At 74.0% G+C, this 23,835-nt stretch carries 26 protein-coding genes; 11 read left to right on the forward strand and 15 right to left on the reverse strand.

What is annotated here, in order from left to right:
* Positions 1–34: 34 nt before the first annotated feature.
* Complete coding sequence (locus tag ACFVGY_RS10045; RefSeq protein WP_385673758.1) at positions 35–547, forward strand: hypothetical protein; 513 nt, start codon at positions 35–37, stop codon at positions 545–547.
* Between the two features lie 33 nt (positions 548–580).
* Here the strand turns inward: ACFVGY_RS10045 and ACFVGY_RS10050 are convergent, their stop codons facing one another.
* Positions 581–1,384 (reverse strand): hypothetical protein, encoded by an 804-nt coding sequence (locus ACFVGY_RS10050; RefSeq protein ID WP_385673761.1) that lies wholly within the window; start codon positions 1,382–1,384, stop codon positions 581–583.
* A gap of 181 nt (positions 1,385–1,565) precedes the next feature.
* On the opposite strand from ACFVGY_RS10050, the gene ACFVGY_RS10055 reads away from it, so the two are divergent.
* The 3 genes from ACFVGY_RS10055 (at position 1,566) to ACFVGY_RS10065 (ending at position 4,729) form a co-directional block, all read left to right on the forward strand.
* Positions 1,566–2,837: a magnesium transporter MgtE N-terminal domain-containing protein gene (locus ACFVGY_RS10055; RefSeq protein WP_385673764.1), complete on the forward strand. Its 1,272-nt coding sequence runs from the start codon at positions 1,566–1,568 to the stop codon at positions 2,835–2,837.
* A 94-nt stretch (positions 2,838–2,931) separates the two neighbouring features.
* Positions 2,932–3,525: a DUF1003 domain-containing protein gene (locus tag ACFVGY_RS10060; RefSeq protein WP_385674002.1), complete on the forward strand. Its 594-nt coding sequence runs from the start codon at positions 2,932–2,934 to the stop codon at positions 3,523–3,525.
* A 43-nt stretch (positions 3,526–3,568) separates the two neighbouring features.
* Positions 3,569–4,729, forward strand: a complete 1,161-nt coding sequence (locus ACFVGY_RS10065; RefSeq protein WP_385673766.1) for an Mrp/NBP35 family ATP-binding protein — start codon at positions 3,569–3,571, stop codon at positions 4,727–4,729.
* Between the two features lie 78 nt (positions 4,730–4,807).
* On the opposite strand, the gene ACFVGY_RS10070 is transcribed toward ACFVGY_RS10065, so the two are convergent.
* The 5 genes from ACFVGY_RS10070 to sigE form a co-directional block, all read right to left on the reverse strand.
* Positions 4,808–5,623: a hypothetical protein gene (locus tag ACFVGY_RS10070; RefSeq protein ID WP_385673769.1), complete on the reverse strand. Its 816-nt coding sequence runs from the start codon at positions 5,621–5,623 to the stop codon at positions 4,808–4,810.
* A 137-nt stretch (positions 5,624–5,760) separates the two neighbouring features.
* Complete coding sequence (locus ACFVGY_RS10075; RefSeq protein WP_385673772.1) at positions 5,761–6,165, reverse strand: sec-independent translocase; 405 nt, start codon at positions 6,163–6,165, stop codon at positions 5,761–5,763.
* A 105-nt stretch (positions 6,166–6,270) separates the two neighbouring features.
* Positions 6,271–7,719 (reverse strand): S1C family serine protease, encoded by a 1,449-nt coding sequence (locus ACFVGY_RS10080; protein WP_385673775.1) that lies wholly within the window; start codon positions 7,717–7,719, stop codon positions 6,271–6,273.
* 54 nt (positions 7,720–7,773) lie between these two features.
* Positions 7,774–8,451, reverse strand: a complete 678-nt coding sequence (locus ACFVGY_RS10085) for a zf-HC2 domain-containing protein (protein ID WP_385673778.1) — start codon at positions 8,449–8,451, stop codon at positions 7,774–7,776.
* Positions 8,448–9,227, reverse strand: a complete 780-nt coding sequence (gene sigE / locus ACFVGY_RS10090) for an RNA polymerase sigma factor SigE (protein ID WP_385673781.1) — start codon at positions 9,225–9,227, stop codon at positions 8,448–8,450. Before sigE ends, ACFVGY_RS10085 begins: the two co-directional genes overlap by 4 nt.
* Before the next feature lie 218 nt (positions 9,228–9,445).
* Here sigE and ACFVGY_RS10095 point away from each other — a divergent pair, with 218 nt between their 5' ends.
* Positions 9,446–10,108: an O-methyltransferase gene (locus ACFVGY_RS10095; protein ID WP_385673784.1), complete on the forward strand. Its 663-nt coding sequence runs from the start codon at positions 9,446–9,448 to the stop codon at positions 10,106–10,108.
* Between the two features lie 45 nt (positions 10,109–10,153).
* On the opposite strand, the gene ACFVGY_RS10100 is transcribed toward ACFVGY_RS10095, so the two are convergent.
* Both ACFVGY_RS10100 and ACFVGY_RS10105 read right to left on the reverse strand, forming a co-directional pair.
* A complete protein-coding gene (locus ACFVGY_RS10100) occupies positions 10,154–10,771 on the reverse strand; it encodes a hypothetical protein (RefSeq protein ID WP_385673787.1) in 618 nt (205 codons plus the stop codon).
* A 287-nt stretch (positions 10,772–11,058) separates the two neighbouring features.
* The gene (locus tag ACFVGY_RS10105) at positions 11,059–11,226 is read right to left on the reverse strand and encodes a DUF3117 domain-containing protein (protein WP_003966491.1); all 168 of its coding nucleotides are present in this window, start codon (positions 11,224–11,226) and stop codon (positions 11,059–11,061) included.
* A gap of 345 nt (positions 11,227–11,571) precedes the next feature.
* Between ACFVGY_RS10105 and ACFVGY_RS10110 the strand changes: the two genes are divergently transcribed.
* Positions 11,572–12,372 carry an enoyl-CoA hydratase/isomerase family protein gene (locus ACFVGY_RS10110; protein WP_385673790.1) on the forward strand — a complete coding sequence of 267 codons (801 nt, stop codon included), beginning with the start codon at positions 11,572–11,574 and terminating at the stop codon, positions 12,370–12,372.
* 75 nt (positions 12,373–12,447) lie between these two features.
* Here ACFVGY_RS10110 and ACFVGY_RS10115 read toward each other — a convergent pair whose 3' ends face one another.
* A complete protein-coding gene (locus ACFVGY_RS10115) occupies positions 12,448–13,026 on the reverse strand; it encodes a DNA-3-methyladenine glycosylase I (RefSeq protein WP_385673792.1) in 579 nt (192 codons plus the stop codon).
* A complete protein-coding gene (locus ACFVGY_RS10120) occupies positions 13,023–13,466 on the reverse strand; it encodes a DivIVA domain-containing protein (RefSeq protein ID WP_385673795.1) in 444 nt (147 codons plus the stop codon). The genes ACFVGY_RS10115 and ACFVGY_RS10120 overlap by 4 nt, the downstream gene beginning before the upstream one ends.
* 116 nt (positions 13,467–13,582) lie before the next feature.
* Between ACFVGY_RS10120 and folP the strand changes: the two genes are divergently transcribed.
* The gene (gene folP / locus ACFVGY_RS10125; RefSeq protein ID WP_385673798.1) at positions 13,583–14,443 is read left to right on the forward strand and encodes a dihydropteroate synthase; all 861 of its coding nucleotides are present in this window, start codon (positions 13,583–13,585) and stop codon (positions 14,441–14,443) included.
* Between the two features lie 102 nt (positions 14,444–14,545).
* Here folP and ACFVGY_RS10130 read toward each other — a convergent pair whose 3' ends face one another.
* Positions 14,546–15,313: a TIGR00730 family Rossman fold protein gene (locus ACFVGY_RS10130; protein ID WP_385673801.1), complete on the reverse strand. Its 768-nt coding sequence runs from the start codon at positions 15,311–15,313 to the stop codon at positions 14,546–14,548.
* Positions 15,314–15,377: 64 nt separating this feature from the next.
* Positions 15,378–16,457, reverse strand: coding sequence for a succinyl-diaminopimelate desuccinylase (dapE, locus tag ACFVGY_RS10135; RefSeq protein ID WP_385673804.1), 1,080 nt, complete (start codon positions 16,455–16,457; stop codon positions 15,378–15,380).
* 85 nt (positions 16,458–16,542) lie between these two features.
* Between dapE and ACFVGY_RS10140 the strand changes: the two genes are divergently transcribed.
* Both ACFVGY_RS10140 and ACFVGY_RS10145 read left to right on the forward strand, forming a co-directional pair.
* On the forward strand, positions 16,543–17,508 hold the full coding sequence (locus ACFVGY_RS10140) for a hypothetical protein (RefSeq protein ID WP_385673806.1): 966 nt from the start codon (positions 16,543–16,545) through the stop codon (positions 17,506–17,508).
* 239 nt (positions 17,509–17,747) lie between these two features.
* Entirely contained in the window at positions 17,748–18,146 is a 399-nt protein-coding gene (locus tag ACFVGY_RS10145) for an ATP-binding protein (protein ID WP_385673809.1), read from the forward strand.
* Positions 18,147–18,258: 112 nt separating this feature from the next.
* Here ACFVGY_RS10145 and dapC read toward each other — a convergent pair whose 3' ends face one another.
* Both dapC and fdxA read right to left on the reverse strand, forming a co-directional pair.
* The gene (dapC, locus tag ACFVGY_RS10150) at positions 18,259–19,353 is read right to left on the reverse strand and encodes a succinyldiaminopimelate transaminase (protein WP_385673812.1); all 1,095 of its coding nucleotides are present in this window, start codon (positions 19,351–19,353) and stop codon (positions 18,259–18,261) included.
* A 144-nt stretch (positions 19,354–19,497) separates the two neighbouring features.
* On the reverse strand, positions 19,498–19,824 hold the full coding sequence (gene fdxA, locus ACFVGY_RS10155) for a ferredoxin (protein WP_114054017.1): 327 nt from the start codon (positions 19,822–19,824) through the stop codon (positions 19,498–19,500).
* Between the two features lie 117 nt (positions 19,825–19,941).
* On the opposite strand from fdxA, the gene ACFVGY_RS10160 reads away from it, so the two are divergent.
* A complete protein-coding gene (locus ACFVGY_RS10160) occupies positions 19,942–20,922 on the forward strand; it encodes a GNAT family N-acetyltransferase (protein ID WP_385673815.1) in 981 nt (326 codons plus the stop codon).
* Positions 20,919–21,710, forward strand: coding sequence for a transglutaminase-like domain-containing protein (locus ACFVGY_RS10165; protein WP_385673818.1), 792 nt, complete (start codon positions 20,919–20,921; stop codon positions 21,708–21,710). The genes ACFVGY_RS10160 and ACFVGY_RS10165 overlap by 4 nt, the downstream gene beginning before the upstream one ends.
* A 138-nt stretch (positions 21,711–21,848) precedes the next feature.
* Here ACFVGY_RS10165 and ACFVGY_RS10170 read toward each other — a convergent pair whose 3' ends face one another.
* Positions 21,849–23,747, reverse strand: a complete 1,899-nt coding sequence (locus tag ACFVGY_RS10170) for a hypothetical protein (RefSeq protein WP_385673821.1) — start codon at positions 23,745–23,747, stop codon at positions 21,849–21,851.
* Between the last annotated feature and the right edge of the window lie 88 nt (positions 23,748–23,835).

The raw sequence follows: 23,835 nt of genomic DNA on the forward strand, positions 1-23,835 counted from the left end.
GGGGCCGCCCCGCCCGACCCCCTACGCTGTGCGCATGACTCTCAGCACGCTCGACCTGGCCCTCGTCGAGGAGGCCACCAAGAAGTCCGGCCTCATCTGGGTCCGCGGCTCCGGGGCCGACCGGCCCCTGTGGCACGCCTGGGTGGACGGCGCGGCCCACGTGCTGGGCGACGGGCCCGGGGAGCAGCCGCTGCCGGGCCTCGCGGACGGGGCGGCCGCCGAGGTGACCGTACGCAGCAAGGACAAGGGCGGCCGGCTGGTGGCGTGGACCGCGGCCGTACGGGAACTCGCGCCCGGCAGCGAGCCGTGGGAGGCCGCCGTCACCGAGCTCAAGGGCAAGCGGCTGAACGCCTCCGACTCGGAGGAGATGACCGCGCGGTGGGCCCGCGAGTGCCGGCTGCTGCGCCTGGAGCCGGTCGCGGCGACCACCGACCTGCCGGACGGTTCCCTGGCCGCGGTCCCGCAGGGCGCGCCGGCGGTCACGCGCCGGCCGATCCCGGCCGGGCTGCCGAAACTGCTGCTGAAGCGCCGCAGGTCCGCCCGGTAGCCGGAGCCGGCCCGCGGGCGGGTGGGCCCGTGCCTACTGGCCCGGGTTCGAGCCCTGGCCCGTTCCCTTGCCGCCGCCGGGGGCCGGGGAGGGCGTCCCGCCCGGCTCCGTCCCCTTCGTCGTGGGCAGCTGGGAGCCGTAGTCGAGGGTCTGGTCCGCCGGGGGCGCCTCCAGCGGGACCGGCTTGCCCCAGTCGCTGAGGTCGACCGCCCCGGCACCGCCGGCCCGCTCCATGCGCAGCGGGTACGGGGTGCCCTCCAGGGAGACCGACAGCTTGCCGCCCTTGCCCTGGTTGGCGGTCACCTGGACCGCGCGGGTAGGCCCGACCTTGGTGTACTCCTCGACCTTGGCGAGCTTTCCGTCGAGCCCGAGCAGGCCGTCGAGCAGCACGTGCATGTCGGTGAAGCCGCGGAACTGCTTGTAGGTGGAGTCGCTCTCGGGCACCTTCACGTACTTGTCGCCGAGCTTCCCGGCCGCCTCGGACGTCCCCCAGAAGGCCGCGCTCGCCTTCAGGTAGAGCTGCTCGCCGACGCGCAGCAGCTGGAAGGTGTCCTCCTTGGACTTCACCTCGCCGGAGCCGCCGTCCTTGCCCAGGCGCACGTCGAGCGTGAAGGTTTTTCCGCCGCTGACCAGCGTGCCCGACAGGTGCACCGAGGTGGCCGCGCCGGCCGCGGCCTTCGCCTTGCCCTCGATCTGGCTCGCGGAGAGCTTACCGACCCCGTTCGTGCCCTTGTCGGGATCCGCCCCGCAGCCCGTGCCGGTGACGGCCAGGCCCGCGCACAGGACACCGGCGAAGGCGACCCGGCGCAGGCGCACGGCGGGGAAGTAGGCGGTCACGGGCAGGTGCCTCTCGTCGTACGTCTTCGGGCAGCAGGCAGCGTACCCGCCCGTACGGCGGGGGCCGTGCCCGCGGGGTCTCCCCGGGCGGACGGCCCCACCAGGACGTCTGTGCGCGGCACGGGCTAGCCTGAGGGGCGGCAGGACCGTCGGTGGACACGAGGCAACAGGAGGCGCCGGTATGGCTGGAGGCGCCCCACGGATCTTCGTGTCGCATCTGTCGGGTGTGCCCGTCTTCGACCCCAACGGCGACCAGGTCGGTCGCGTCCGCGACCTCGTCGCGATGCTGCGCGTCGGCGGGCGCCCGCCGCGGCTGCTGGGCCTGGTGGTCGAGGTGGTCAGCCGGCGGCGGATCTTCCTGCCGATGACCCGGGTGACGGGCGTGGAGTCCGGGCAGGTGATCACCACCGGGGTGGTGAACATGCGGCGCTTCGAGCAGCGGCCCACCGAGCGGCTGGTCCTCGGCGAGCTCCTCGACCGGCGGGTGCGACTGACCGCGACCGGCGAGGAGGCCACCGTCCTCGACGTGGCCATCCAGCAGCTGCCGGCCCGCCGCGACTGGGAGATCGACAAGATCTTCGTCCGCAAGGGCAAGGGCGGGGCGCTGCGCCGCCGCGGCGAGACCCTGACCGTGGAGTGGTCGGCGGTGACCGGCTTCTCCCTGGAGGAGGAGGGCCAGGGCGCCGAGAACCTGGTCGCCACCTTCGAGCAGATGCGCCCGGCCGACGTGGCGAACGTCCTGCACCACCTGACCCCGAAGCGGCGCGCCGAGGTGGCGAGCGCCCTCGACGACGACCGGCTCGCGGACGTCCTGGAGGAGCTGCCCGAGGACGAGCAGGTGGAGATCATCGGCAAGCTGAAGGAGGAGCGCGCCGCCGACGTCCTGGAGGCGATGGACCCGGACGACGCGGCCGACCTGCTGTCGGAGCTGCCCGAGGACGACAAGGAGCGGCTGCTGACGCTGATGCAGCCGGACGACGCCGCCGACATGCGCCGCCTGCTGTCGTACGAGGAGAACACCGCGGGCGGTCTGATGACCACCGAGCCGATCGTGCTGCGGCCGGACGCGACCGTCGCGGACGCGCTGGCCCGGGTGCGGCAGGCGGACCTGTCGCCGGCGCTGGCCGCGCAGGTGTACGTGTGCCGGCCGCCCGACGAGACGCCGACCGGCAAGTACCTGGGCACGGTGCACTTCCAGCGGCTGCTGCGGGACCCGCCGTTCACCCTGGTCAGCTCGATCGTGGACACGGACCTGCCGCCGCTGCGGCCGGACGCCTCGCTGGCCGCGGTGACCAGCTTCCTCGCCGCGTACAACATGGTCGCCGTGCCGGTCGTCGACGAGAGCGGCGCGCTGCTGGGCGCGGTGACCGTGGACGACGTGCTGGACCACCTGCTGCCGGACGACTGGCGGGAGACGGACTTCCACGCAGAGGAGGTCGTACGTGGCTACTGACCGGGGGCGGGACCGCGAGCAGGCCCGCGAGCGGCGCCGGGAGCAGATCCGCGAGCGGCGCGAGCAGGCCCGGGCCCACGCGCGCGAGAGCGGGCTGCTCGACGGGTCCGAGCGGACCGAGCAGCGGGCGGCCGAACGGGCCGAGCGCGCCCGGTCCGGGCAGTCGACCGGGTCGAGCGCGCTGACGCGCTCGCGGGTGCGGCTGGACCAGCCGCGGGCGTCGCGCCGCTCGCTGCTGCCGGAGTACGACCCGGAGGCGTTCGGGCGGCTGTCGGAGCGGGTGGCCCGGTTCCTCGGCACGGGCCGGTTCATCGTCTGGATGACCCTGGTCATCGTCATGTGGGTGCTGTGGAACGTGTTCGCGCCGTCGCACCTGCGCTGGGACGAGTACCCGTTCATCTTCCTGACGCTGATGCTGTCGCTGCAGGCCTCGTACGCGGCCCCGCTGATCCTGCTCGCGCAGAACCGGCAGGACGACCGCGACCGCGTCAACCTGGAACAGGACCGCAAGCAGAACGAGCGGTCCATCGCCGACACGGAATACCTGACCCGGGAGATCGCGGCACTGCGGATGGGCCTGGGCGAGGTGGCCACGCGCGACTGGATCCGGTCGGAGTTCCAGGACCTGATCAAGGAGATGGACGAGCGTCGTCTATTCCCGGCGGAGAGTGACGAAGGCGACCGCTAGCGGCCTTACCGGTGGCAGGCTACCGAGCCGTACCATCGGGGGCATGGCTACCGACACAAGCTCCGCCGCCGTGCCCGAGCAGGACGCGATCCTCGACGCGCTGGCGACGGTGAACGACCCCGAGATCCACCGGCCGATCACCGAGCTCGGCATGGTCAAATCGGTGGAGGTCGGCGACGGCGGCGCGGTGGCCGTCACGGTCTACCTGACGGTGTCGGGCTGCCCCATGCGCGAGACGATCACGAAGAACGTCTCCGAGGCGGTCGCGAAGGTCCCCGGGGTCACCTCGGTCGCCGTGTCGCTGGACGTGATGAGCGACGCGCAGCGCAAGGAGCTGGCGGCCAGCCTGCGCGGCGGCACCGCCGAGCGCGAGGTCCCGTTCGCCAAGCCGGGCTCGCTGACCCGCGTCTACGCGGTCGCCTCCGGCAAGGGCGGCGTCGGCAAGTCCTCGGTGACGGTGAACCTGGCCGCGGCGATGGCTGCCGACGGCCTGAAGGTCGGCGTCGTGGACGCGGACATCTACGGCCACAGCGTGCCGCGCATGCTGGGCGTGGACGGCCGGCCCACCCAGGTCGAGAACATGATCATGCCGCCGTCGGCCAACGGCGTGAAGGTCATCTCCATCGGCATGTTCACCCCGGGCAACGCGCCCGTCGTGTGGCGCGGGCCGATGCTGCACCGGGCCCTCCAGCAGTTCCTGGCCGACGTGTTCTGGGGCGACCTGGACGTGCTGCTGCTCGACCTGCCGCCGGGCACCGGCGACATCGCGATCTCGGTGGCCCAGCTCGTGCCGAACGCGGAGATCCTCGTCGTCACCACCCCGCAGCAGGCCGCGGCCGAGGTCGCCGAGCGGGCCGGCGCGATCGCCGTCCAGACCCACCAGAAGATCGTCGGCGTGGTCGAGAACATGTCCGGCCTGCCCTGCCCGCACTGCGACGAGATGGTCGACGTGTTCGGCACGGGCGGCGGCCAGAAGGTCGCCGACGGCCTCACCAAGACGGTCGGCGCGACCGTCCCGGTGCTCGGCTCCATCCCGATCGACGTCCGCCTGCGCGAGGGCGGCGACGCGGGCGAGCCGGTCGTCCTGGCCGCCCCGGACTCCCCCGCCGGCGCGGCGCTGCGCGCCATCGCGGGCAAGCTGGGCGGACGCTCCCGGGGCCTGGCCGGCATGTCGCTGGGCATCACCCCGCGCAACAAGTTCTGAACCGCGCGGCCCGGGCCCCGGGCCGCGCCAGTGGAGGGCACCGCCGCCGGCGGTGCCCTTTCGCGTACGCGCTGCGGGCTACTGCTGGTACGCGGTGAGGTCGCCGATGACGGAGAAGCCGAGCCCGTAGGCGCTCATGCCCCGTCCGTACGCGCCCAGGTGCACGCCGGCCGCGGTGGACCCGGCCAGCACCCAGCCGAACTCGGACTCGCGGTAGCGGAAGGGCGTCGGCTCGCCGTCCACGGGCAGCGACAGCACCGACCAGTCGGGCCCGTCGAGGTCGTCGGCGAGCTCCCAGGCGGCCTCGGTCTGCTGCTCCAGCCAGTCGTCGCGCAGGCTGTGGTCCATCTGCCCGGGCCAGCTGTAGGCCAGCAGCCCGGAGCCGGCCAGCCAGGCCGCCGAGGAGACCGACGTGGCCTCCAGGACGCCGGTGCCGTCACCGCTGCGGCGCAGCGGGTTGCTGGCGACCGTGATGACCACCGCGAAGCGCTCCTTCTCCCCGGTGGCGATCTCCCCGCGGACGGAGGGCTCGTCGCCGTGGCCGGTGGAGCCGTGCTCGACGGTGCCGTCGGCGCCGGTACCGACCTGCATCAGCCAGCGCGGGCCGCTGTAGGCCTCGTCCAGCCCGTACCAGGGGAAGTCGGCCCGCAGGAAGCCCTCGGCCCTGCGCCGGGCCGCGGGGACGGGCCGGGCGGCCTCCTGGGGCGGCGCGGGCGCCGTCGCGGGGGCACCGGCGGGTACCGCCGGTGCCGCGGGCACGGTCGGCGCTGCCGGTGCTGCCGGTGCTGCGGCAGGTTCGGCCGGTGCTGCGGCGGCGGCTAGGTCGGGTAGCTCGGGCAGCTCGGGTGCTTCTGCGGGCTGTGTGCCGACCCGGCTGCTGCTCGTCGTCTCCATCGATGCGGCCTCTCGTTCCGTTGGGTCCGGAACGGCCCTCCCCCACAGGTCGTTGGGGGGACCCCCCACCTCGGGCGCCCTGGTCCGGACTCATGGAGGATAGCCACCGGACCCCGGATCGCCGGGCAGGACGAGGCTCAGGTGGCGTCGGCGTCGGACCAGCTCCGCCGTTCCGCGGCCGGGGCGGCGGGCTTCTTCAGCAGGTCGGGGGCGGCCTCGGTCTCCTGGCTGTTGACGGCGTCGGTTACCTCGTTCAGCTCCTTGCGCAGGTCGAAGCTGCTGCGGATGTCCTGGAGGTCCTCGTTCTCGGCGAGCTGCTTGCGGATGAACGTCTTCGGGTTCAGGTCCTCGAACTCGAAGTCCTTGAACTCCGGGCCGAGTTCGGAGCGGATGTCCTGCTTGGCGCTGTCGGAGAAGGCGCGGATCTTCCGGATGACGCCCGAGACGTCCTGGACCACCTTCGGGAGCTTGTCCGGGCCGAAGATGAGGATGCCGAGAACCACGATGGTGACCAGCTCGAGTGCGCCTATGTCGTTGAACACCTTGCCGCTCCTCGGCTCTCTTCACGTCGGGCCACGACAACGGTACCCGGCCGGGCCGGTCAGCCCCTACTTCGGTACTACATCAGCCGTGCTTTCCCCTGGTCGTCATGATCCGTTCGCCGAGCCGAGGACGAGGGCCAGGGTGAGCTCGCGGCCGTCGCGGAGCACGGTGAGGCGGAGCGGGTCGCCCGGCCGGTGGGCGCGGATCTTGATGATGAGCTCGTCGCCGCCGTGCACCCGCCGGTCGTCCACCTTCGTGATCACGTCGCCCGCCTTGACCCCGGCGCGGGCCGCGGGGCCGTCGGGGGTGACGGCCGGCTTGCCGCCCTCGCCCCGGCTGCCGACGCGGGCGCCGTCGCCGGTGTACTCCATGTCGAGGGTGACGCCGATGACGGGGTGGGTGGCCCGGCCGGTGCGGATGAGCTCCTCGGCGACGCGCTTGCCCTGGTTGACGGGGATGGCGAAGCCGAGGCCGATGCTGCCGCCCTGCTTCTCGGAGCCGGCCTTGTCGGCTCCGCGGATGGCGCTGTTGATGCCGATCACGCGGGCCCGGGCGTCGAGGAGCGGGCCGCCGGAGTTGCCGGGGTTGATGGGGGCGTCGGTCTGGAGGGCGTCGACATAGCTGATGTCGCTGCCGTCGCCCTTGTCGCCGCCCGCGGTGATGGGCCGGCCGGTGGCGCTGATGATGCCGGCGGTGACGGTGTTGGAGAGGTCGAAGGGAGCGCCGATGGCCACGACCGGATCGCCCACCTGCACGTCCTCGGAGTTGCCGAGGGCCAGCGGCTGCAGGCCGCGCACCCCGTCGACCCGGACCACCGCCAGGTCGTACCCGCTGTCCTGGCCGACCAGCTCGGCGCCGACGCTCTCGCCGGTGCTGAAGGTGACCGTGATGTTCTTGGCGCCCGCGACGACGTGGTGGTTGGTGAGGATGTGGCCCTGCGGATCGAGGACGAAGCCGGTGCCGGTGCCACCGCCCGTGGCGCCGCGGACGTGCAGGGTGACGACGCCGGGCAGCGCGGTGGCGGCGATCCCCGCCACGCTCTGGGGGGCGCGGCCCTTGCCGTCGACGGCGGCCTGCGGGAGTTCGAGGCGGGTGCTGCTGCGGCGCTCGGCGAGCACCCCGAGCCAGCCGCCGGTGCCGCCGGCGAGGAGGGCGATGCCGAGGCCGAGGGCCAGGACGTGGCGCAGCCGCACCACGCGGCCGCCGGCCTCCCGTCCCCGGTCGGTGACCTGGAGCGGGGCGACGTTCCACGGGTCGTACGCCGGCCCGGTCGCGGGGCCGGGGGCGTCCGGCGCGTCCGGGGGGTTCGGGGTGTTCGGGCTGGCCGGGGCCTTCGCGGCGGTCCCGGCCGTGGGCGGCGCTCCCGCGCCGTGGGCCGCGCCCTGCCCCGACCCGACCGCAGGGTCGGGGACGGGCTCCGGAGCCGGACCGGGGGACGGCCCGGCGGGGCGGCTCCACCACGACGGAGCCGGGTCCGGCTGCTGCTGCTCGGTCATGGGCGCTCCCCGGATTCCTGCGGCACCGCCGGGCGGCGCGCCTGCCCGCAGATTCAACCAGGTGGGTGTGCGGCCCGGGGCGGCTACCGCCCACCCCGCCCCCGCAGGGGCTCAGCGGAGCAGCGAGACCGGGCGGGGGGAAGCGGACGCCGAGGGGTGGACCGGCGGCAGCGGATCCGTGGGGCGCGGGCCGGCGGTGATCCCGGAGCGCGGCTCCCGGTCGCGGACCACCGCGTCGGCCACGGACACGGCCGGTCCCGAGCCGAGGCCCGGCCCCGGACCCGTCCCGGACGCCGGGGCCGCCGGCACGGCGGAGCCGGGCCTGGAGGCCGGGGCCTCGCCCCGCGCGTTCGGCTCGACCATGTCCAGCGGCAGCGTCCCGCCCAGCGCGATCGCCGCCAGCGATACCGCCCCGGCCGCCACGAACGCGAAGCGGCGCCGCGGCCGCCCCACCTCGTGGATCCGGAAGCCCTGTTGCGCCGGCGCGGGGGGCGTGTACCCGAAGGCGTCGGGGCCGGGCGGTCCGGACGGGCCGGACGGGCCGTCAGGGCCTTCGCCGGGCAGCCCCTGAAGCCGTGCCAGCAGACCGGCGGACAGTGGTGGTGGCGCACTCTCGACGAACAGGGTCTTCAGGCGGCGCTGGGCGTCGGCCTCGGCCTTGCACTTGGCGCAGGTGGCCAGGTGCGCCAGGACCCGCTCGCGCGCGTCGTGGTTCAGCTCCCCGTCGACCAGGGCGGCAAGTCGGTCGCCCAGGTGCTGTTCGGCGGGGGACGGACTGACTCCGCTCACTCGGCCCCGCCCTCTCCCCCGGTACCCGGGACACCCACCGCGGCCCCCGTCAGCGCGCGCTGCTCCGCACGCGCCTCGGGAGAGCGGTGCCGGAGCGCCTTGCGCAGGTGCGAACGGCCCCGGTGGATACGGCTGCGCACGGTACCGAGCTTCACGCCCAGCGTGGCGGCGATCTCCTCGTACGACAGGCCCTCGATGTCGCAGAGCACCACGGCCGCACGGAACTCGGGCGCGAGGGTGTCCAGCGCCTGCTGCACGTCGGCGTCGAAGTGGGTGTCGTGGAGCACCTGCTGCGGGGAGGGCTCGCGGCTCGGCAACCGCTCGGCCGCGTCCTCGGCGAGCGCGTCGAAACGGATCCGCTGCTTGCGGCGGACCATGTCGAGGAAGAGGTTGGTGGTGATCCGGTGCAGCCAGCCCTCGAACGTGCCGGGCGTGTACGTGGACAGCGAGCGGAAAACGCGGACGAAGACCTCCTGCGTCAGGTCCTCGGCGTCGTGCTGATTGCCCGTCAGGCGGTAGGCGAGACGGTAGACCCGCGCACTGTGCGTGCTGACGATCTCCTCCCACGTGGGAGGGGTCCACGCCTGCGAGCCCGCATCGGCGGCGAAGATCGCGGTGGGTGCGGTGTCGGCGGTGTGGATGCGGTCAGCAATGTCGGTCACGGATTTCGGCTCACCCGCTGACCAGAAGAGACGCCTCAGTACGCCTCGACGATCCACGGGCGCAGCCGCACCTCCCCTATCGGCTCTGGTGGTGTCCAGTGGAGCCCCTACCATAACCACCCCTCCCGTCAGCTCCGGATAAGCCTTTTTGCCTTATCTTTGCCCGCGGTGCGGACGGGCCGGGGCGCCGATCTGACCGGTGCCGTCCCCATCCGTCCCGTCCCCGTCCCGCCCGTACGCCCCTTTTGCCTCGCTCGTCGGCACCTCACCGCCGACAGGTCCAACGCACGGTCCCATCTGCGGGTTCCCGACGTCAGCGGATACAGTCACCGTTGCGCCAACTATGGGGACAGGAGAGGGTCATTACCGGCAACCGGCAGACGAGCTGGGCGTTCGCCGACGCGTTTGTCGCCGAGGACGACGCTCTGCGGTGGGCCCGCGACCGGGCCAGGGAAGTGGGCCTGCGCTCCGTCTCCCCCGGCACCGGGGCCGCGCTGCGCCTGCTCGCCGCCAGCGCGGACGCCAAGGCGGTCGCCGAGATCGGCACCGGCACCGGCGTCTCCGGCATCCACCTCCTGCACGGCATGCGCCCCGACGGGGTGCTGACCACCGTCGACCCCGAGGCGGACCGGCAGGCCTTCGCCCGCCAGGCCTTCCGTGCCGCCGGCTTCGCGGGCAACCGCGCCCGTTTCATCCCCGGCCGCGCCCTGGACGTACTGCCCCGGCTCGCCGACGGCGGGTACGACCTCGTGTTCTGCGACGGGGACCCCACCGAGTCCCTCGACTACCTCGCCGAATCGTTGCGCCTGCTCCGCCCCGGTGGGCTGGTGTGCTTCGAGGGGGTCTTCTGCGACGGGCGCACGGTCGACTCCTCCGCCCAGGAGACCGAGGTGCTCCGGGTCCGGGAACTGCTGCGCAGCGTCCGGGAGAGCCCCGCCCTGGAGGGCGCCCTGCTGCCGGTGGGCGACGGCCTGCTCTGCGCGGTCCGGCGCTGATCCCCGCCCCACGGGGGCGGCGGGCGGCCCGGACGGCGCCGGCGGTCAGCGCAGCAGCGCGAACGTGAGCGCGGTCGTGGCGCCCAGCGCGGTGCCGGCCAGGACCTGGGCGGGCGTGTGCGCCTTGAGGACCAACCGGGACCAGCCCACGGCCGCGGCCACGGGCGCCGCGACGATCAGCGGGGCCCCGAAGGCCAGCACCAGGACCATGACGGTCCCGCCTGCCACCGACATGTGCAGGGATATCTGCCAGCCGAGGGTGACCAACAGGGACGAGACCAGTCCGACGAGCATGGCGACGACGAGCGCGAACACCTCGCGCGGTGCGCCGAGGGCATGACCGAGGCCCATCGCAGCGGCGACGGAGAACAGGCTCAGCACCATCGGCGCGACCCGCTGGCGGCGCACCCGGATGTGCTGGTCGGTCAGCGCGCCCCGCTTCACGCCGAGCCGGATGATCCCGATCGGCACCACTCCGCAGAACAGGGCGGCGAGCAGCCCCCAGCCGAGCCCGGACCAGGAGCCGGTGCTGTGCCAGCCGACGGCCAGCAGCAGGGCGACGACGAGATGGGCCGGGGCCAGGACGTCGGTGAGGACGCGGGCCGCCTTCTGGCGGGGAGTGCAGTCGGCGAAGGCGGGCGGGGCGGGGGCGGTGAAGGTCACGGCGCGGCTCTCGGCAGGCGGCAGCCCCCGCACCGCGCTGCGGACGGCGGGAGCGCGGACGGAAGAGAAGGAAAAGGAAGCGCAGGAAGACGGCGCAAGAAGAAGGCGCAGGAGGAAGCCGCAGGAAGCGCGGACAGCGCCGGGTCGACGGGAACGGCGGGGCAGCGGGGCAGCGGGGCAGCGGGGCGGCGGCGGGGCCGCTCACGCAGGTCGCCCGGCACAGCGCTGCCCCGGCCGCGGATCGCGGCGGCCGGGGCAGCGCAGAGTGTGCAGGTGGTGCCGACGGGTCAGCCGACGACCTTCTTCAGGGCGTCACCCAGGGCGTCCGCCTCGTCCGGCGTCAGCTCGACGACCAGCCGACCGCCGCCCTCGAGCGGTACGCGCATGACGATGCCCCGCCCCTCCTTGGTGACCTCGAGCGGGCCGTCGCCCGTTCGCGGCTTCATGGCCGCCATGCTCGTTCCCCTTCCTGAAACCAGCTCATCGTCAGCCGACGGCCCCATTCAGGCGCCTGGAAGCCGGCATCGAACACATTGCTTCCCGGCCATTATCCCGCATGTCAGGACCCGATGACCAACATCAGCAGGGAACGCTTGCGCAACGCGCTCCGCCAAAACCACTCATTTCGGGGATCCAACTGCGATACTTCGCCGCCGCTCCTGTACGCGGCTCCGGCGGACGCCACGCGATTCTTTGACGCACATCACATGCCCCGATTCGGCGATCTCCGCCATGCTGACCCTGTACCGGCCAGTACCGATCCACTGGCCGGGCCCGCGACGGAGGGGACACCACCTGCCATGGCCGACACCGTGCTGTACGACGTGACCGACGGGCTCGCGACGATCACGCTGAACCGCCCGGACGCGATGAACTCGCTGAACACGGAGCTGAAGGTCGCCCTGCGGGACGCCCTGCAAGCGGCGGGCGCCGACCCGGGCGTGCGGGCGGTCCTGCTGACGGCCACCGGGCGGGCCTTCTGCGTGGGACAGGACCTGAAGGAGCACGTCGGGAACCTGGAGGCCGCCCGGCAGTCCGGCTCGGGCAACGCGCTGAGCACGGTGAGCGAGCACTACAACCCCATCGTTCGGGCGATCACGGAGATGCCGAAGCCGGTGGTCGCCGGGGTCAACGGCGTCGCCGCCGGGGCGGGCTTCGGCTTCGCGCTGGCCGCGGACTACCGGGTGGTGGCCGACACCGCGAGCTTCACCACCGCCTTCGCCGGGGTCGGACTGTCCGCCGACTCCGGGCTCTCGTGGACCCTGCCGCGGCTGGTCGGCCCCGGCCGGGCCGCGGACCTGCTGCTGTTCCCGCGGTCGATCACCGCGCAGGAGGCGGCGGAGCTCGGCCTCGTGAACCGGCTCGTGCCGGCGGCGGAGCTCGCGGACACCGCCGCCGAGGTCGCGCGGCGGCTGGCGGGCGGCCCGACCGTCGCCTACGCCGGGCTGAAGGAGGCGCTGGCGTTCGGGGCGGGGCGGTCGCTCGCCGAAGCCCTGGAGAAGGAGGACGAGCTGCAGACGCGGGCGGGGGCCTCCGAGGACCACGCGATCGCGGTCGCGGCCTTCCTGGCCAAGGAGAAGCCGAAGTACACCGGGCGCTAGCGGGTACGGGTACGGGTACGGGTACGGCCCGACCGCCCGCGCAGCCGCGGCCGGGCGGGCCGTACCCGTCGGGCGTCAGGCCGCGGGCCTGCGGGCCGTGCAGGCGGCCAGGTGGTCGTTGACCAGGCCGCAGGCCTGCATCAGCGCGTAGGCGGTGGTGGGTCCGACGAAGCGGATGCCGGCCTTCTTCAGCGCCTTGGCCAGGGCGGTGGACTCGGGCGTCACGGCCGGGATCTCGGAGATGTCCTGCGGGGCCGGGCGGCCCGGCTCCGGGGCGTGGGACCAGATCAGCTCGTCGAGTTCGCCGGGCTCCCACTGTGCGAGGACCTTGGCGTTGGCGAGGGTCGCCTCGATCTTGGCCCGGTTGCGGATGATCCGCTCGTCGGCGAGCAGGCGGGCGGCGTCCTGTTCGCCGTACCGGGCGACGGCCGCGATCTCGAAGTGGGCGAAGGCCTTCCGGAAGCCCTCGCGCCGCCGCAGGATGGTCAGCCAGGACAGCCCCGACTGGAATGCCTCCAGGCACAGCCGCTCGAACAGGGCGTCGTCCCCGTGCACCGGGCGGCCCCACTCGGTGTCGTGGTAGGCGATGTAGTCCTCGGTGGACAGCGCCCATGGGCAACGCAGGCCGCCGTCGGGCCCGGCGAGGGCGGTCACCGGGCGTCCTTGGACAGGTCGACGGCCTTCGGCGCCGCCGCCTCGTCGTCCTCGTCGTCCTCGTCGGGGCGCGCGGGGGCCGTGGCGGCCGGGGCGGTCACGGTGGCGGTGGCCGTCGCGGTGGCGGTGGTCGCGGCGGCCGGGGTGGCGTGGTGCACGGCCGCCGCCGTCAGTTCGGCGATCCGCGCGTCGCGCTCGGCGAGCTCGGCCGCGAGCCGCTCCAGCACGTCGTCCACCTCGGCCATCCGGTAGCCGCGGGGCGCCACCGGCAGCCGCAGCGCGTCGATGTCGGCGGGCACCACCGGGCGGCTGTCGGGCAGCGCGTCGGCGACGCGGTCCGGCTCTGCCTCGGGCAGTACGGGCTCCGAGCCGCCGCCCACCACCGCCAGGGTGACCGCGGCGACGACCACGACCAGCGCGATCAGCAAGAACCAGAACACGATCGACTCCCTGAGAGACTCTGGGGGCACCTCCCAGCGGTAGCTGGGGACCACTCCGATCACCAGGTTAAGGTCACAGGCGCGGCGCACGGGCCGCCTGAGGAGGAAAGAACGGGATGCTGCGACTGGGCAGGCGCGAGTTCGACACCCACGAGCCGGTGATCATGGCGATCGTGAACCGCACGCCGGACTCCTTCTACGACCAGGGCGCGACGTTCCGCGACGAGCCCGCCCTGGAGCGGGTGGAACGGGCGGTGGCCGAAGGCGCGGCGATCATCGACATCGGCGGGGTCAAGGCCGGTCCGGGCGAGCACGTGGGCGCCGCCGAGGAGGCCCGGCGCACGGTCGGCTTCGTAGCCGAGGTCCGGCGCCGCCACCCGGACGTGGTGATCAGCGTGGACACCTGGCGGCACGAGGTCGGCGAGGCCGTCTGCGAGGCGGGCGCGGACCTGCTCAACGACGCCTGGGGCGGGGTGGATCCGCAGCTCGCGGAGGTCGCCGCCCGGTACGGCGCGGGCCTGGTCTGTACGCACGCCGGCGGCGTCGAGCCGCGCACCCGGCCGCACCGGACCGGGTACGAGGACGTGATGGCGGACATCCTGCGGGTCACGGTGGGCCTGGCCGAGCGGGCCGCGGCCCTCGGCGTCCGACGGGACGCGATCATGATCGACCCGGGCCACGACTTCGGGAAGAACACCCGGCACTCGCTGGAGGCCACCCGGCGCCTGGCGGAGATGACGGAGACGGGCTGGCCGGTGCTGGTCTCGCTGTCGAACAAGGACTTCGTCGGCGAGACCCTCGACCGGCCGGTCAAGGAGCGCCTGCTCGGCACGCTGGCCACGACGGCGGTCTCGGCCTGGCTGGGCGCCCAGGTCTACCGCGTCCACGAGGTCGCCGAGACCCGGCAGGTCCTGGAGATGGTCCGCTCGATCCAGGGCCTGCGGGAACCGGCGGTGGCCCGCCGGGGACTGGCCTGAGGCGGGGACCGGCCTGAGCCGGCCCCCGGCCGCGGCGCCCGACCACGCGCCCGACCACGCGGCCGACCGCGCGGCCGACCGCGCCTGCGTCAACGGGTCCGGCTACTTGCCGACTTCCTTCGTCACGAGGGTGATCGCCTCGTCCACGTCGTCCGTGACGTGGAAGAGGTAGAGGTCCCGCTCTGAGGCCTTGCCCTGCGCGACCACGGTGTTGCGCAGCCAGTCGACCAGGCCGCTCCAGTACTCCGTGCCGAACAGCACGATCGGGAACCGGGTGATCTTCTGGGTCTGGACCAGGGTCAGGGCCTCGAACAGCTCGTCCAGGGTGCCGAGTCCGCCCGGCAGGACCACGAACCCCTGGCTGTACTTCACGAACATCGTCTTGCGGACGAAGAAGTACCGGAAGTTCAGCCCGAGATCGACGTGCGGGTTGAGCCCCTGCTCGAAGGGCAGCTCGATGCCCAGGCCCACCGAGATGCCGTTGGCCTCCCGCGCGCCCTTGTTCGCCGCCTCCATCGCGCCCGGGCCACCGCCCGTGATCACCGCGAAGCCGGCGTCGACGAGCGCACTGCCGATGCGGGCCGCGGCCTCGTACTCCGGCGAGCCGGCCGGCGTGCGCGCCGAGCCGAACACGCTGATCGCGGGCGGCAGCTCCGCCAGCGTGCCGAAGCCCTCGATGAACTCCGACTGGATGCGCAGGACCCGCCAGGGGTCGGTGTGCACCCACTCGGTGGGGCCGGCCGAGTCCAGCAGCCGCTGGTCCGTCGTGCTGCCCGCCTGCACCTGGCCCCGCCTGCGCAGTACCGGCCCGAGCTGCTGCTCCTCGGGACGCCGGCGGGCGAGCCCGTCGGAATTGCGGTGGTTGCCCATGATGTGCTCCCTCCTGCTGATCGTTGGCCCAGCCTAGGCGCACGAAGGTGAAGGGAAGCGGAATTCAGGAGGTCAGCCAGGCGCGGAGTCGCTCCTCGCAGTGCAGGATCGCCTTGGTCTCGACCCGCTCGTCCACCTTGTGCGCGAGCAGGGCGTCGCCCGGGCCGTAGTTGACCGCCGGGACGCCGAGCGCGCTGAAGCGGGAGACGTCCGTCCAGCCGAACTTGGGCATCGCCCGGCCGCCGACCGCCTCCATGAAGGCGACCGCCGCCGGGTGGGACAGCCCGGGCAGGGCGCCGCCGGAGGAGTCGTCGACGACGAGTTCGGCGATGTCGCAGTCCGCGAAGACCTCCTTGACGTGGGCGAGGGCCTCGGCCTCGCTGCGGTCGGGGGCGTAGCGAAAGTTGACGGTCACCGTGCACGCGTCGGGGATGACGTTGTTGGCGACGCCGCCCTCGATGCGGACCGCGTTGAGGCCCTCGTGGTACTGCAGGCCGTCGATGACGGGCCTGCGGGGCTCGTACGCGGCGAGCCGGGCCAGGATCGGGGCGGCCGTGTGGATGGCGTTGGAGCCCATCCAGCTGCGGGCGGAGTGGGCGCGTTCGCCGGTGGTGCGCAGCAGCACCCGCAGGGTGCCCTGGCAGCCGCCCTCGACCTCGGCGTTCGACGGCTCCAGCAGGACGGCGAAGTCGCCGGCGAGCCATTCGGGGTGGGCGGCGGCGACCTTGCCCAGGCCGTTGAGGTCGGAGGCGACCTCCTCCTGGTCGTAGAAGACGAAGGTGAGGTCGCGGTTGGGCTCGGGCACGGTGGCCGCGATGCGCAGCTGCACGGCGACGCCGGACTTCATGTCCGTGGTGCCGCAGCCCCACAGGACGCCGTTCCCGTCGAGGCGGGAGGGGACGTTGCCGGCGATCGGCACGGTGTCGAGGTGGCCGGCGAGCACGACGCGTTCGGCCCGGCCGAGGTGCGTACGGGCCACGACGTTGTTGCCGTACCGGTCGACCGTGAGGTGGGGGAGGCCGCGCAGGGCGTGCTCCACCAGGTCGGCGAGGACCTTCTCGTCGCCGCTGACGGACGGGATGTCGACGAGCCGGGCGGTCAGCTCGGCTGCGTCCAGGGTGAGGTCCAGCTCGGATTCGGACATGTCCCGACCCTAACCCCCGCGGCTGCGGCGAACGTCTCACGTCCGCTCACTGGACGCGGCACGTGGCTCAAGTACGGTGGGCCGCGTGTCCCAGAGCGATCTTCCCCGCCCCCGCCGCCGCCGTCGGCTCCGTACGGCCGCCGGCCTGTGCGTCCTGCTTGCGCTCGTCGGCTACCTCGTCGTGCGGTTCGAGTCGATGGGGGGCGGCGGAGCGCCGCACTGCACGGCCTCGGATCTGGCCGGGGACGCTTCCGGCGGAGACTCCCGCCGTACGTACGACATGACCCCGGAACAGGCGGCGAACGCGGCCACGATAGCCGCCGTCGGCGTCGCCAGGGGGCTGCCGGACCGGGCCGTGACCATCGCCCTGGCGACCGCCATGCAGGAGTCGGCCCTGCGCAACCTCAACCACGGCGACCGGGACTCCCTGGGGCTGTTCCAGCAGCGCCCCTCGCAGGGTTGGGGCACGCCCGAGCAGATCAGGGACCCGGTCTACTCGGCGGGGATCTTCTACGACCGGCTGGTCCAGGTGAAGGGGTACTCGCGGCTGCCGCTGACGGAGGCCGCGCAGAAGGTGCAGCTGAGCGGGTACCCGCAGGCGTACGCGAAGCACGAGCCGGACGCGACCGTCCTGACGGCCGCCTTCGCCGGCGCCGGGGAGCTGACCTGCGGCGGGCCGGCACCGACCGATCCGGGCGACCCGCAGAAGGTCCAGACGGAGCTGACCCGGATCTTCGCCAAGGCCGGCCTGCACAGCAGCCCGGCGGAGCCCTCCCGGACCGACGGGCGGGGCGGGGCCAAGGAGCCCGAGGTCACCATGGTGGAGAAGCGGGACGGCGGCGAGCCGGCGGTGCGCGGCAGTCGGGCGATAGCGGGCTGGGCCGTCGCCAACGCCCGCGGGATGAACATCGTGCGGGTCTCCTACGGCCAACGGGGCTGGATCGCCGGTCAGAAGAAGGGCCGCTGGCAGGAGACGGGCGACGGGAAGTCGGGCGGCGGCGATCCGCACAACGCGGCGAACGGCGAGATCCGGATCTTCGTCAAGGGCTAGACACGCCGGGCGGGCGCCTCGTCCGTGCGTACGGGGCGTCACTCACGCGGGGGTGATCCATAGGGCCCCGCCGGAGGCCCCGGCGGGTGCGGAAGCCCTGGTCGGCGCACATCCAATGCGCTTGTCCCGGAAGCGGATTAAACGATGCGTTGCCGATCCTTTACCGATCGGGTCCGCAACCCGCCCCGCCCCGGGAGCGGTTGTAGGGGCGTACTCAGCCGCTACCGCTTAGGAGCAACATGTCCCTCCCCCTGACCCGCCGGATCGCCCGTTCCGCGCTGCTGCTGGCAGCCGGGGCCGCTCCCGTGGTCGGTGCGGCCGGTGCGGCCAGCGCCGCGGGCCTGGACTCGGCCGTGCCGCAGCTGGGCGCGCTCACCGCCCCGGAGACCGCGGACGCCACCGCCGCCACCCAGGCCCTGCCCGCTGCTCCCGCCGAGGTGGCGAACACCGCGGGCGGCCTGCTCGGCGGGCTCCCGGCCAAGGGCCTGCCGACCGACGCGGTGCCGGCCGGCCAGCTCACCGACGCGGTGCCGGCCGGCCAGCTCACCGGTGCGGTACCGGCCGGCCAGCTCACCGGTGCGGTGCCGACCGACGCGGTGGGCTCCCTGCCGCTGAACGGGCTGCCGCTGGGCGGCTGACCACCGCCCGGGAAGGCCCGAGGGGCCGGGAGTTCACGCTCCCGGCCCCTCGGGCTGTCTGCGACCCCTCGGACGCCGGCAGCAGCCCGCGCCGCCCCCACGCCGCGCCGCGTCAGGCGAGGCGCTTGACGGCGGCCTCGACGCGCTCGTCCGTCGCCGTGAACGCGACCCGGACGTGCCGGGCGCCCGCCTCGCCGTAGAAGTCGCCGGGCGCGACCAGGATGCCGAGCGCGGCGAGGTGGGCGACGGTGTCCCAGCAGGGCTCGTCGCGGGTCACCCACAGGTAGAGGCTGGCCTCGCTGTGGTCGACCCGGAAGCCGTGCGCCACGAGCGCCGCGCGCAGCGCCTCGCGCCGCGCGGCGTAGCGGGCCCGCTGCTCCTCGACGTGCGCGTCGTCGCCGAGCGCCGCCACCGTCGCCGCCTGCACCGGGGCGGGGGTCATCATGCCCCCGTGCTTGCGGATCTCCAGCAGCTCGCCGAGCACGTCCGCGTCGCCCGCGATGAACGCGGCCCGGTAGCCGGCCAGGTTGGAGCGCTTGGACAGCGAATGGACGGCGACGAGGCCCTCGTACGAGCCGCCGCACACGTCGTCGTGGAGGACCGAGACGGGCTCGGCCTCCCAGCCCAGCTCCAGGTAGCACTCGTCACTGAAGACCAGGATCCCGTGCTCGCGCGCCCAGGCGACGATCCGGACCAGCTCGTCCTTCGGGATGACCTTCCCGGTGGGGTTGGACGGGGAGTTCAGCCACAGCAGCTTGATGCCGGCCGGGTCGAGCTCGGTCGGGTCGTCGTAGACGACGGCCTCGGCCCCGCACAGCCGCGCCCCGACCTCGTAGGTCGGGTAGGCGAGCCGCGGGTAGGCGACCTTGTCCCCGGCGCCCAGGCCCAGCTGGGTCGGCAGCCAGGCCACCAGCTCCTTGGAGCCGACGACCGGCAGGACGTTGCGGTGTCCGGCGGCGCTCGCGCCGAGCCGGCCGCGCAGCCAGCCGGTGATCGCGTCGCGCAGCGCGGGCGTCCCCCACACGGTGGGGTAGCCCGGGGAGTCGGCGGCCGCGACCAGGGCGCTCCGGATCAGCTGCGGCACCGGGTCCACGGGGGTGCCGACCGACAGGTCGACGATGCCGTCCGGGTGCGCCGCGGCCGTCGCCTTGTACGGCTCCAGCTTGTCCCAGGGAAAGACGGGAAGACGTGCGGATACTGCGGCCACGGTGCTCTCTGCTCTCTCGTGTCTCTCGTGCGTGCCGGACTGACCTGCCGGAACTGCGTGCCGGGACGGGGACAAACGGCTCGGTCCCGCCCGGCACGGGGCCGTACGGGACCGAGACTCGCGTTCTGCCGTGAGCGGCGGCCGTCAGTGGCCTTCGCCCATGGGCGGCAGCGCGGCGATGAAGGGGTGATCCCGCTCGATCAGGCCCAGCTTCGAGGCACCACCGGGCGAACCGAGCTCGTCGAAGAACTCGACGTTCGCCTTGTAGTACTCCTTCCACTCCTCCGGAGTGTCGTCCTCGTAGAAGATGGCCTCCACCGGGCAGACCGGCTCACAGGCACCACAGTCGACGCACTCGTCCGGGTGGATGTACAAGGACCGCTGGCCCTCGTAGATGCAGTCGACGGGGCACTCTTCGATGCATGCCTTGTCCTTGACGTCGACACAAGGCTCCGCGATGACGTAGGTCACGCTCTCGTTCCTCCTCGGTAGGGCTGTCCATATCGCGCGGGAGCGCGGCGTCGTCGATGCCCACGCCTAGTATCTCCGTTCCCGGGCACGATCCGAACAGGAGGGGCGGACAGAGCTGTGGAAATCGCGGCAGGCGGGCTGTTGGAGATTCGTATTACCCCGGCTGACGTGGGTAAACGAGTCTCCGTACGACGGGTGGAAAGCGACTCGAAGACGGCGCCCGCGTTCACCGATACGGTAGGGGTTCTCACATCGTGGGAACGGGGTGTGCTGACGATCACACGAAAGAGCGGCGAGTCCGTCCGCATCGCGGAATCGTCGCTGGTGGCGGGCAAGGTGGTGCCCGCCGCGCCGGCCCGGCGGCGGGGCCCCGCGGCCTCGTTCGAGGAGCTGGCGCGGATGGGGGCGCGGGCCTGGCAGCCGCTGGAGAGCGAGCCGCTGGGCGGTTGGACGCTGCGCGCGGCCGCGGGGTTCACCCGGCGGGCGAATTCGGTGCTGCCGCTCGGCGACCCGGGGATGCCGCTGGGCGAAGCACTCGCGCGGGTGACGTCCTGGTACACGGAACGAGGACTTCCGGCCTACGTGCAGGCCGCCACGGGGGCCGCCGGCACCCAGGAGATGCTCTGCGCCGACCTGGAGCGGCGGGGCTGGGTCCGCGAGGTGTCGGCAGAGGTCCGCACCGCCGCGCTGGCGCCGCTCGCGGACACGGCCGCGGACACCGCGCGGGTCCTGCTGTCCCGCACTCCCGGCGAGGAGTGGCTGGGGCGGTACGGGCGGGTGGCCGAGCCTGCGGTGGCCCGCAGGGTGCTGGTCGCCGGGCCGTCGGTCTGGTTCGCGACGGTGCCCGGGCGGGCGATCGGCCGGCTCGTGGTCGACGGCCGGTGGGCCGGTTTCGCGGCCGTCGAGGTCGACCCGGCGCACCGGCGCGAGGGCCTGGCCACGGCCGTGATGGCGGCGCTGGCCGCGCGGGCCCTCGAAGAGGGCGCCTCGGCGGCCTGGCTCCAGGTGGAGACGGACAACGCGGCGGCCCGGGCGTTGTACGAGGGGATGGGCTTCGCGCCGCACCACGCCTACCACCACTACCGGGCCGTGCGATGACCGCGCGGAACCGGGAGCTGTTCGCCGAGGAGGCCCGCTCGGAGCGGCCCGACCTGGCGGTGCTGTGCCTGCTGCTGGCGGCCGAGGCGGACCCGGAGCTCGACGAACGGGCCATGGACTGGGCGCAGATCGAGCTGGACCGGCTCGCGGGCATGCTGCCGTACGGGCTGCACGGCGCGCGGGCCTGGGCCTCGGCCGTGACGGAGCTGCTGGGCGGGCAGCTGGGTTTCCACGGCACGCCGGCGGACTACGGGAAGCTGTCGTCCTCGCTGCTGCACGAGGTGCTGCGGCGCCGCCGGGGCCTGCCGATCCTGCTGTCCGTGGTCTGGATGGAGGTCGCGCGGCGAGCGGGCGCGCACGTGTACGGGCTCGGGCTGCCCGGTCACTTCGTGGTGGGCTTCGGCGATCCGGAGGAGGGCGTCGTGGTGGACCCCTTCGCCGGCGGCGCCTCGCCGGGCACGGGCCCGGCGGAGCTCGCGTCCGGGCCGCGCACCCCGGCCGGGACGCTGGAGATCGTCCTGCGGATCCTGAACAACATCCGGGCCTGGGCGTCGGCGCGGCCCGAGCAGTCGGCGGTCGCCCTGTGGTCGCTGGACCTGTCGCTGCTGCTGCCCTCGCACCCGGCGTCGCTGCGCTACGAGCGGGCCCGGCTGCTCGTGGAGCGCGGGGAGTTCCGTACGGGTGCCGCGGAGCTGGAGGCGTACGCGGAGGTGGTCGCGGCGGTGGATTCCGGGGCCGCGGAGCGGATCAGGTCCGAGGCCCTCTCGGCCCGCGCCTTGTTGAACTGAGGGCGGACGGGGCGGACCGGGCGGACGGCTTCCAGGCGCTCCGTCAGCCGCTGAGACCGTCGCCGGGGACCGGGTGGCCGCACGGCCCCCGTCCCGGGCCGGGACGGGGGGCCGTGCGATGCCGGGCGGCGGGGCCGGTCAGCTGGGGTTGGTGTCGATCGTCGCGGTGCGCTCGGCGGCGGTCTTGCCGCGCAGGGCCTTGCCGAGGGCCCCGGCCACGTCCTGCGGGGTGACCGGGGTCTTGTCGCCGGTGCCGCGGGTGATCAGGACGCCGTCGAAGGTGTTGCCGTACGTCGTCTTGAGCGCTTCGAGGTCGTACTTCTCGACCAGGCGCCCCTCGACCACCTGCATGCTGAGGATCTTGGGCAGCGACTTGGGGCCGAAGGCGAGGGACTTGGGGCCCGCCTTGACGGTGGCGATGCCGGACATGGCGGGCTCGGCGAACTCCTTCATGGCCCGGTCCAGTTCGGCCTGGCCGACGGCCGGCTCCTTGTTGGTGACGGGGAGTTCGACGGGGGCCGTCTTGCCCGTGGCGACCAACTCCCGGAAGGCCTTGGTGACCAGGTCGGCGGAGGCACCCGCGTCGAGGGTGGTGCCGGCCTTGCCGGGTACGGCGACGGCCTTGCCCGTGTCGAACTTGATGGTGCCCTCGGTGACGGTGCCCGCGGTGCCGGCCAGCTCCTGGAGCGCGACCTGGAGCTTCTCCTCGTCGACGGGCAGCACCGGGTCGGCGACGCGCTGGTTGCCGAGGAGCGAGCCGATGACCGTGATGGGGTTGTAGTCGCTGCCGGCGGCGTTGCGGACGGTGGTCTGGGCGTCGAGGGACAGGCCGGCCTTCTCCGGCTTGAGCTCGGCCGGCTTGCCGCTGACGGTCAGCTGCAGCGGGGTGGCGGCGCGGTTGCCGAACGCCGTCTGGAGCTTGGCGACGGCCTCGTCGCGGCTGCCGCTGATGTCGACGCCGAGGACGGTGGTGCCCTTGGGGACGTCCGAGTGGTTCAGGAGCAGCCCGGCGCCGTACGCGACGCCGAACAGGGCGAAGACGCCGCCGCCGAGCAGGACCAGCTTGGAGCGGGCCTTGGCCACCTTGGTCGGCTTGGGCGCGGGCTTCGGCGCGGCCGGGCGCGCCGGAGCCGGCCGCGGGGTGCGCGGGGCGGCGGCCCCCGGCGCGCCCGGGCCCGGCGGGGGCACCGGCGGGGCCATCGGGTCGTCCATGCCCGGACCGGGCCAGCGCGGGGCCTCGTCGGCGCCCGGCCCGCCCAGGGGCGTGCTGCCCAGGGCGGGGCCGCCGGTGGGGCCGGCCGGGCCCGCGGGACCACCGCGGCCCGCGGGGGCGCCGTAGGCGGGGAACGGCTCGGTGGCGGGTCCGCCGTCGCCTGGGAAGGCCGGGAAGCCCTGGGTGGCGTCGGCGCCGCCGGGCGCGCCGGGGCGGTCGAAGCCCGGACCGTCGAAGCCGGAGCCGGCCGGGGCGGCTGCCTGCGGGGCGGCGAAGTCCTGCGCCGGGCCGCCTGCGAAGTCCTGCGCCGGGCCGCCGGTGCGCGGGCCGGGGACTGCGGGCGCGCCCGGAGCGAAGCCGGCGGCAGGAGCGCCGCCGGGCGCCGCCGCCCCGGGCCGGGCCGGCGGGGCGGGCGTGCGGATCGGGAGCGGCGCCGTGGTGGGCCCGGGCGCGGCCGGGGTACGGGTCGGCAGGGGCGCGGCCGCGGCGGGGGCGGGGGCCTTCGACCTGCGGGGGGCGAACCAGTTGTTCCCCGCGTCGTCCGGCTCGGCGCGCCCCGCGGGCCCGTCCGACACGGCGGGGGCGGCGGACGCGGCCGGGCCGGCGGTCAGTGCGCGGGGCGACGCGGGCGCCGGCGTGCGCGCGGGAGCGGCCTCCGGCTCGGGCTGCGTCTCCCGGTCCTTCTCCGCCTCGGCGGAGACCGGCTTGCGTACGACCACCGGCGGGATCGGCCGCGAACCCGGGATGTTGATCCGGATGCGGGTCGTCAGGGTGGTCTCGGTCTTCGGCCCGTCGGTGTCGGGCGTGGACGGGTTCGAGGTCACAGAGTTCTCCTCCGAGGCAGTCGCCGCTGTGTCCGCGGACGGGTGCTGGCCGGTTCCGTACGGCTGGGTACCCGAGGGGTATGCGGCT

This window comes from Streptomyces sp. NPDC127106, from assembly GCF_042677605.1.
Taxonomy (GTDB): Bacteria; Actinomycetota; Actinomycetes; order Streptomycetales; family Streptomycetaceae; genus Streptomyces.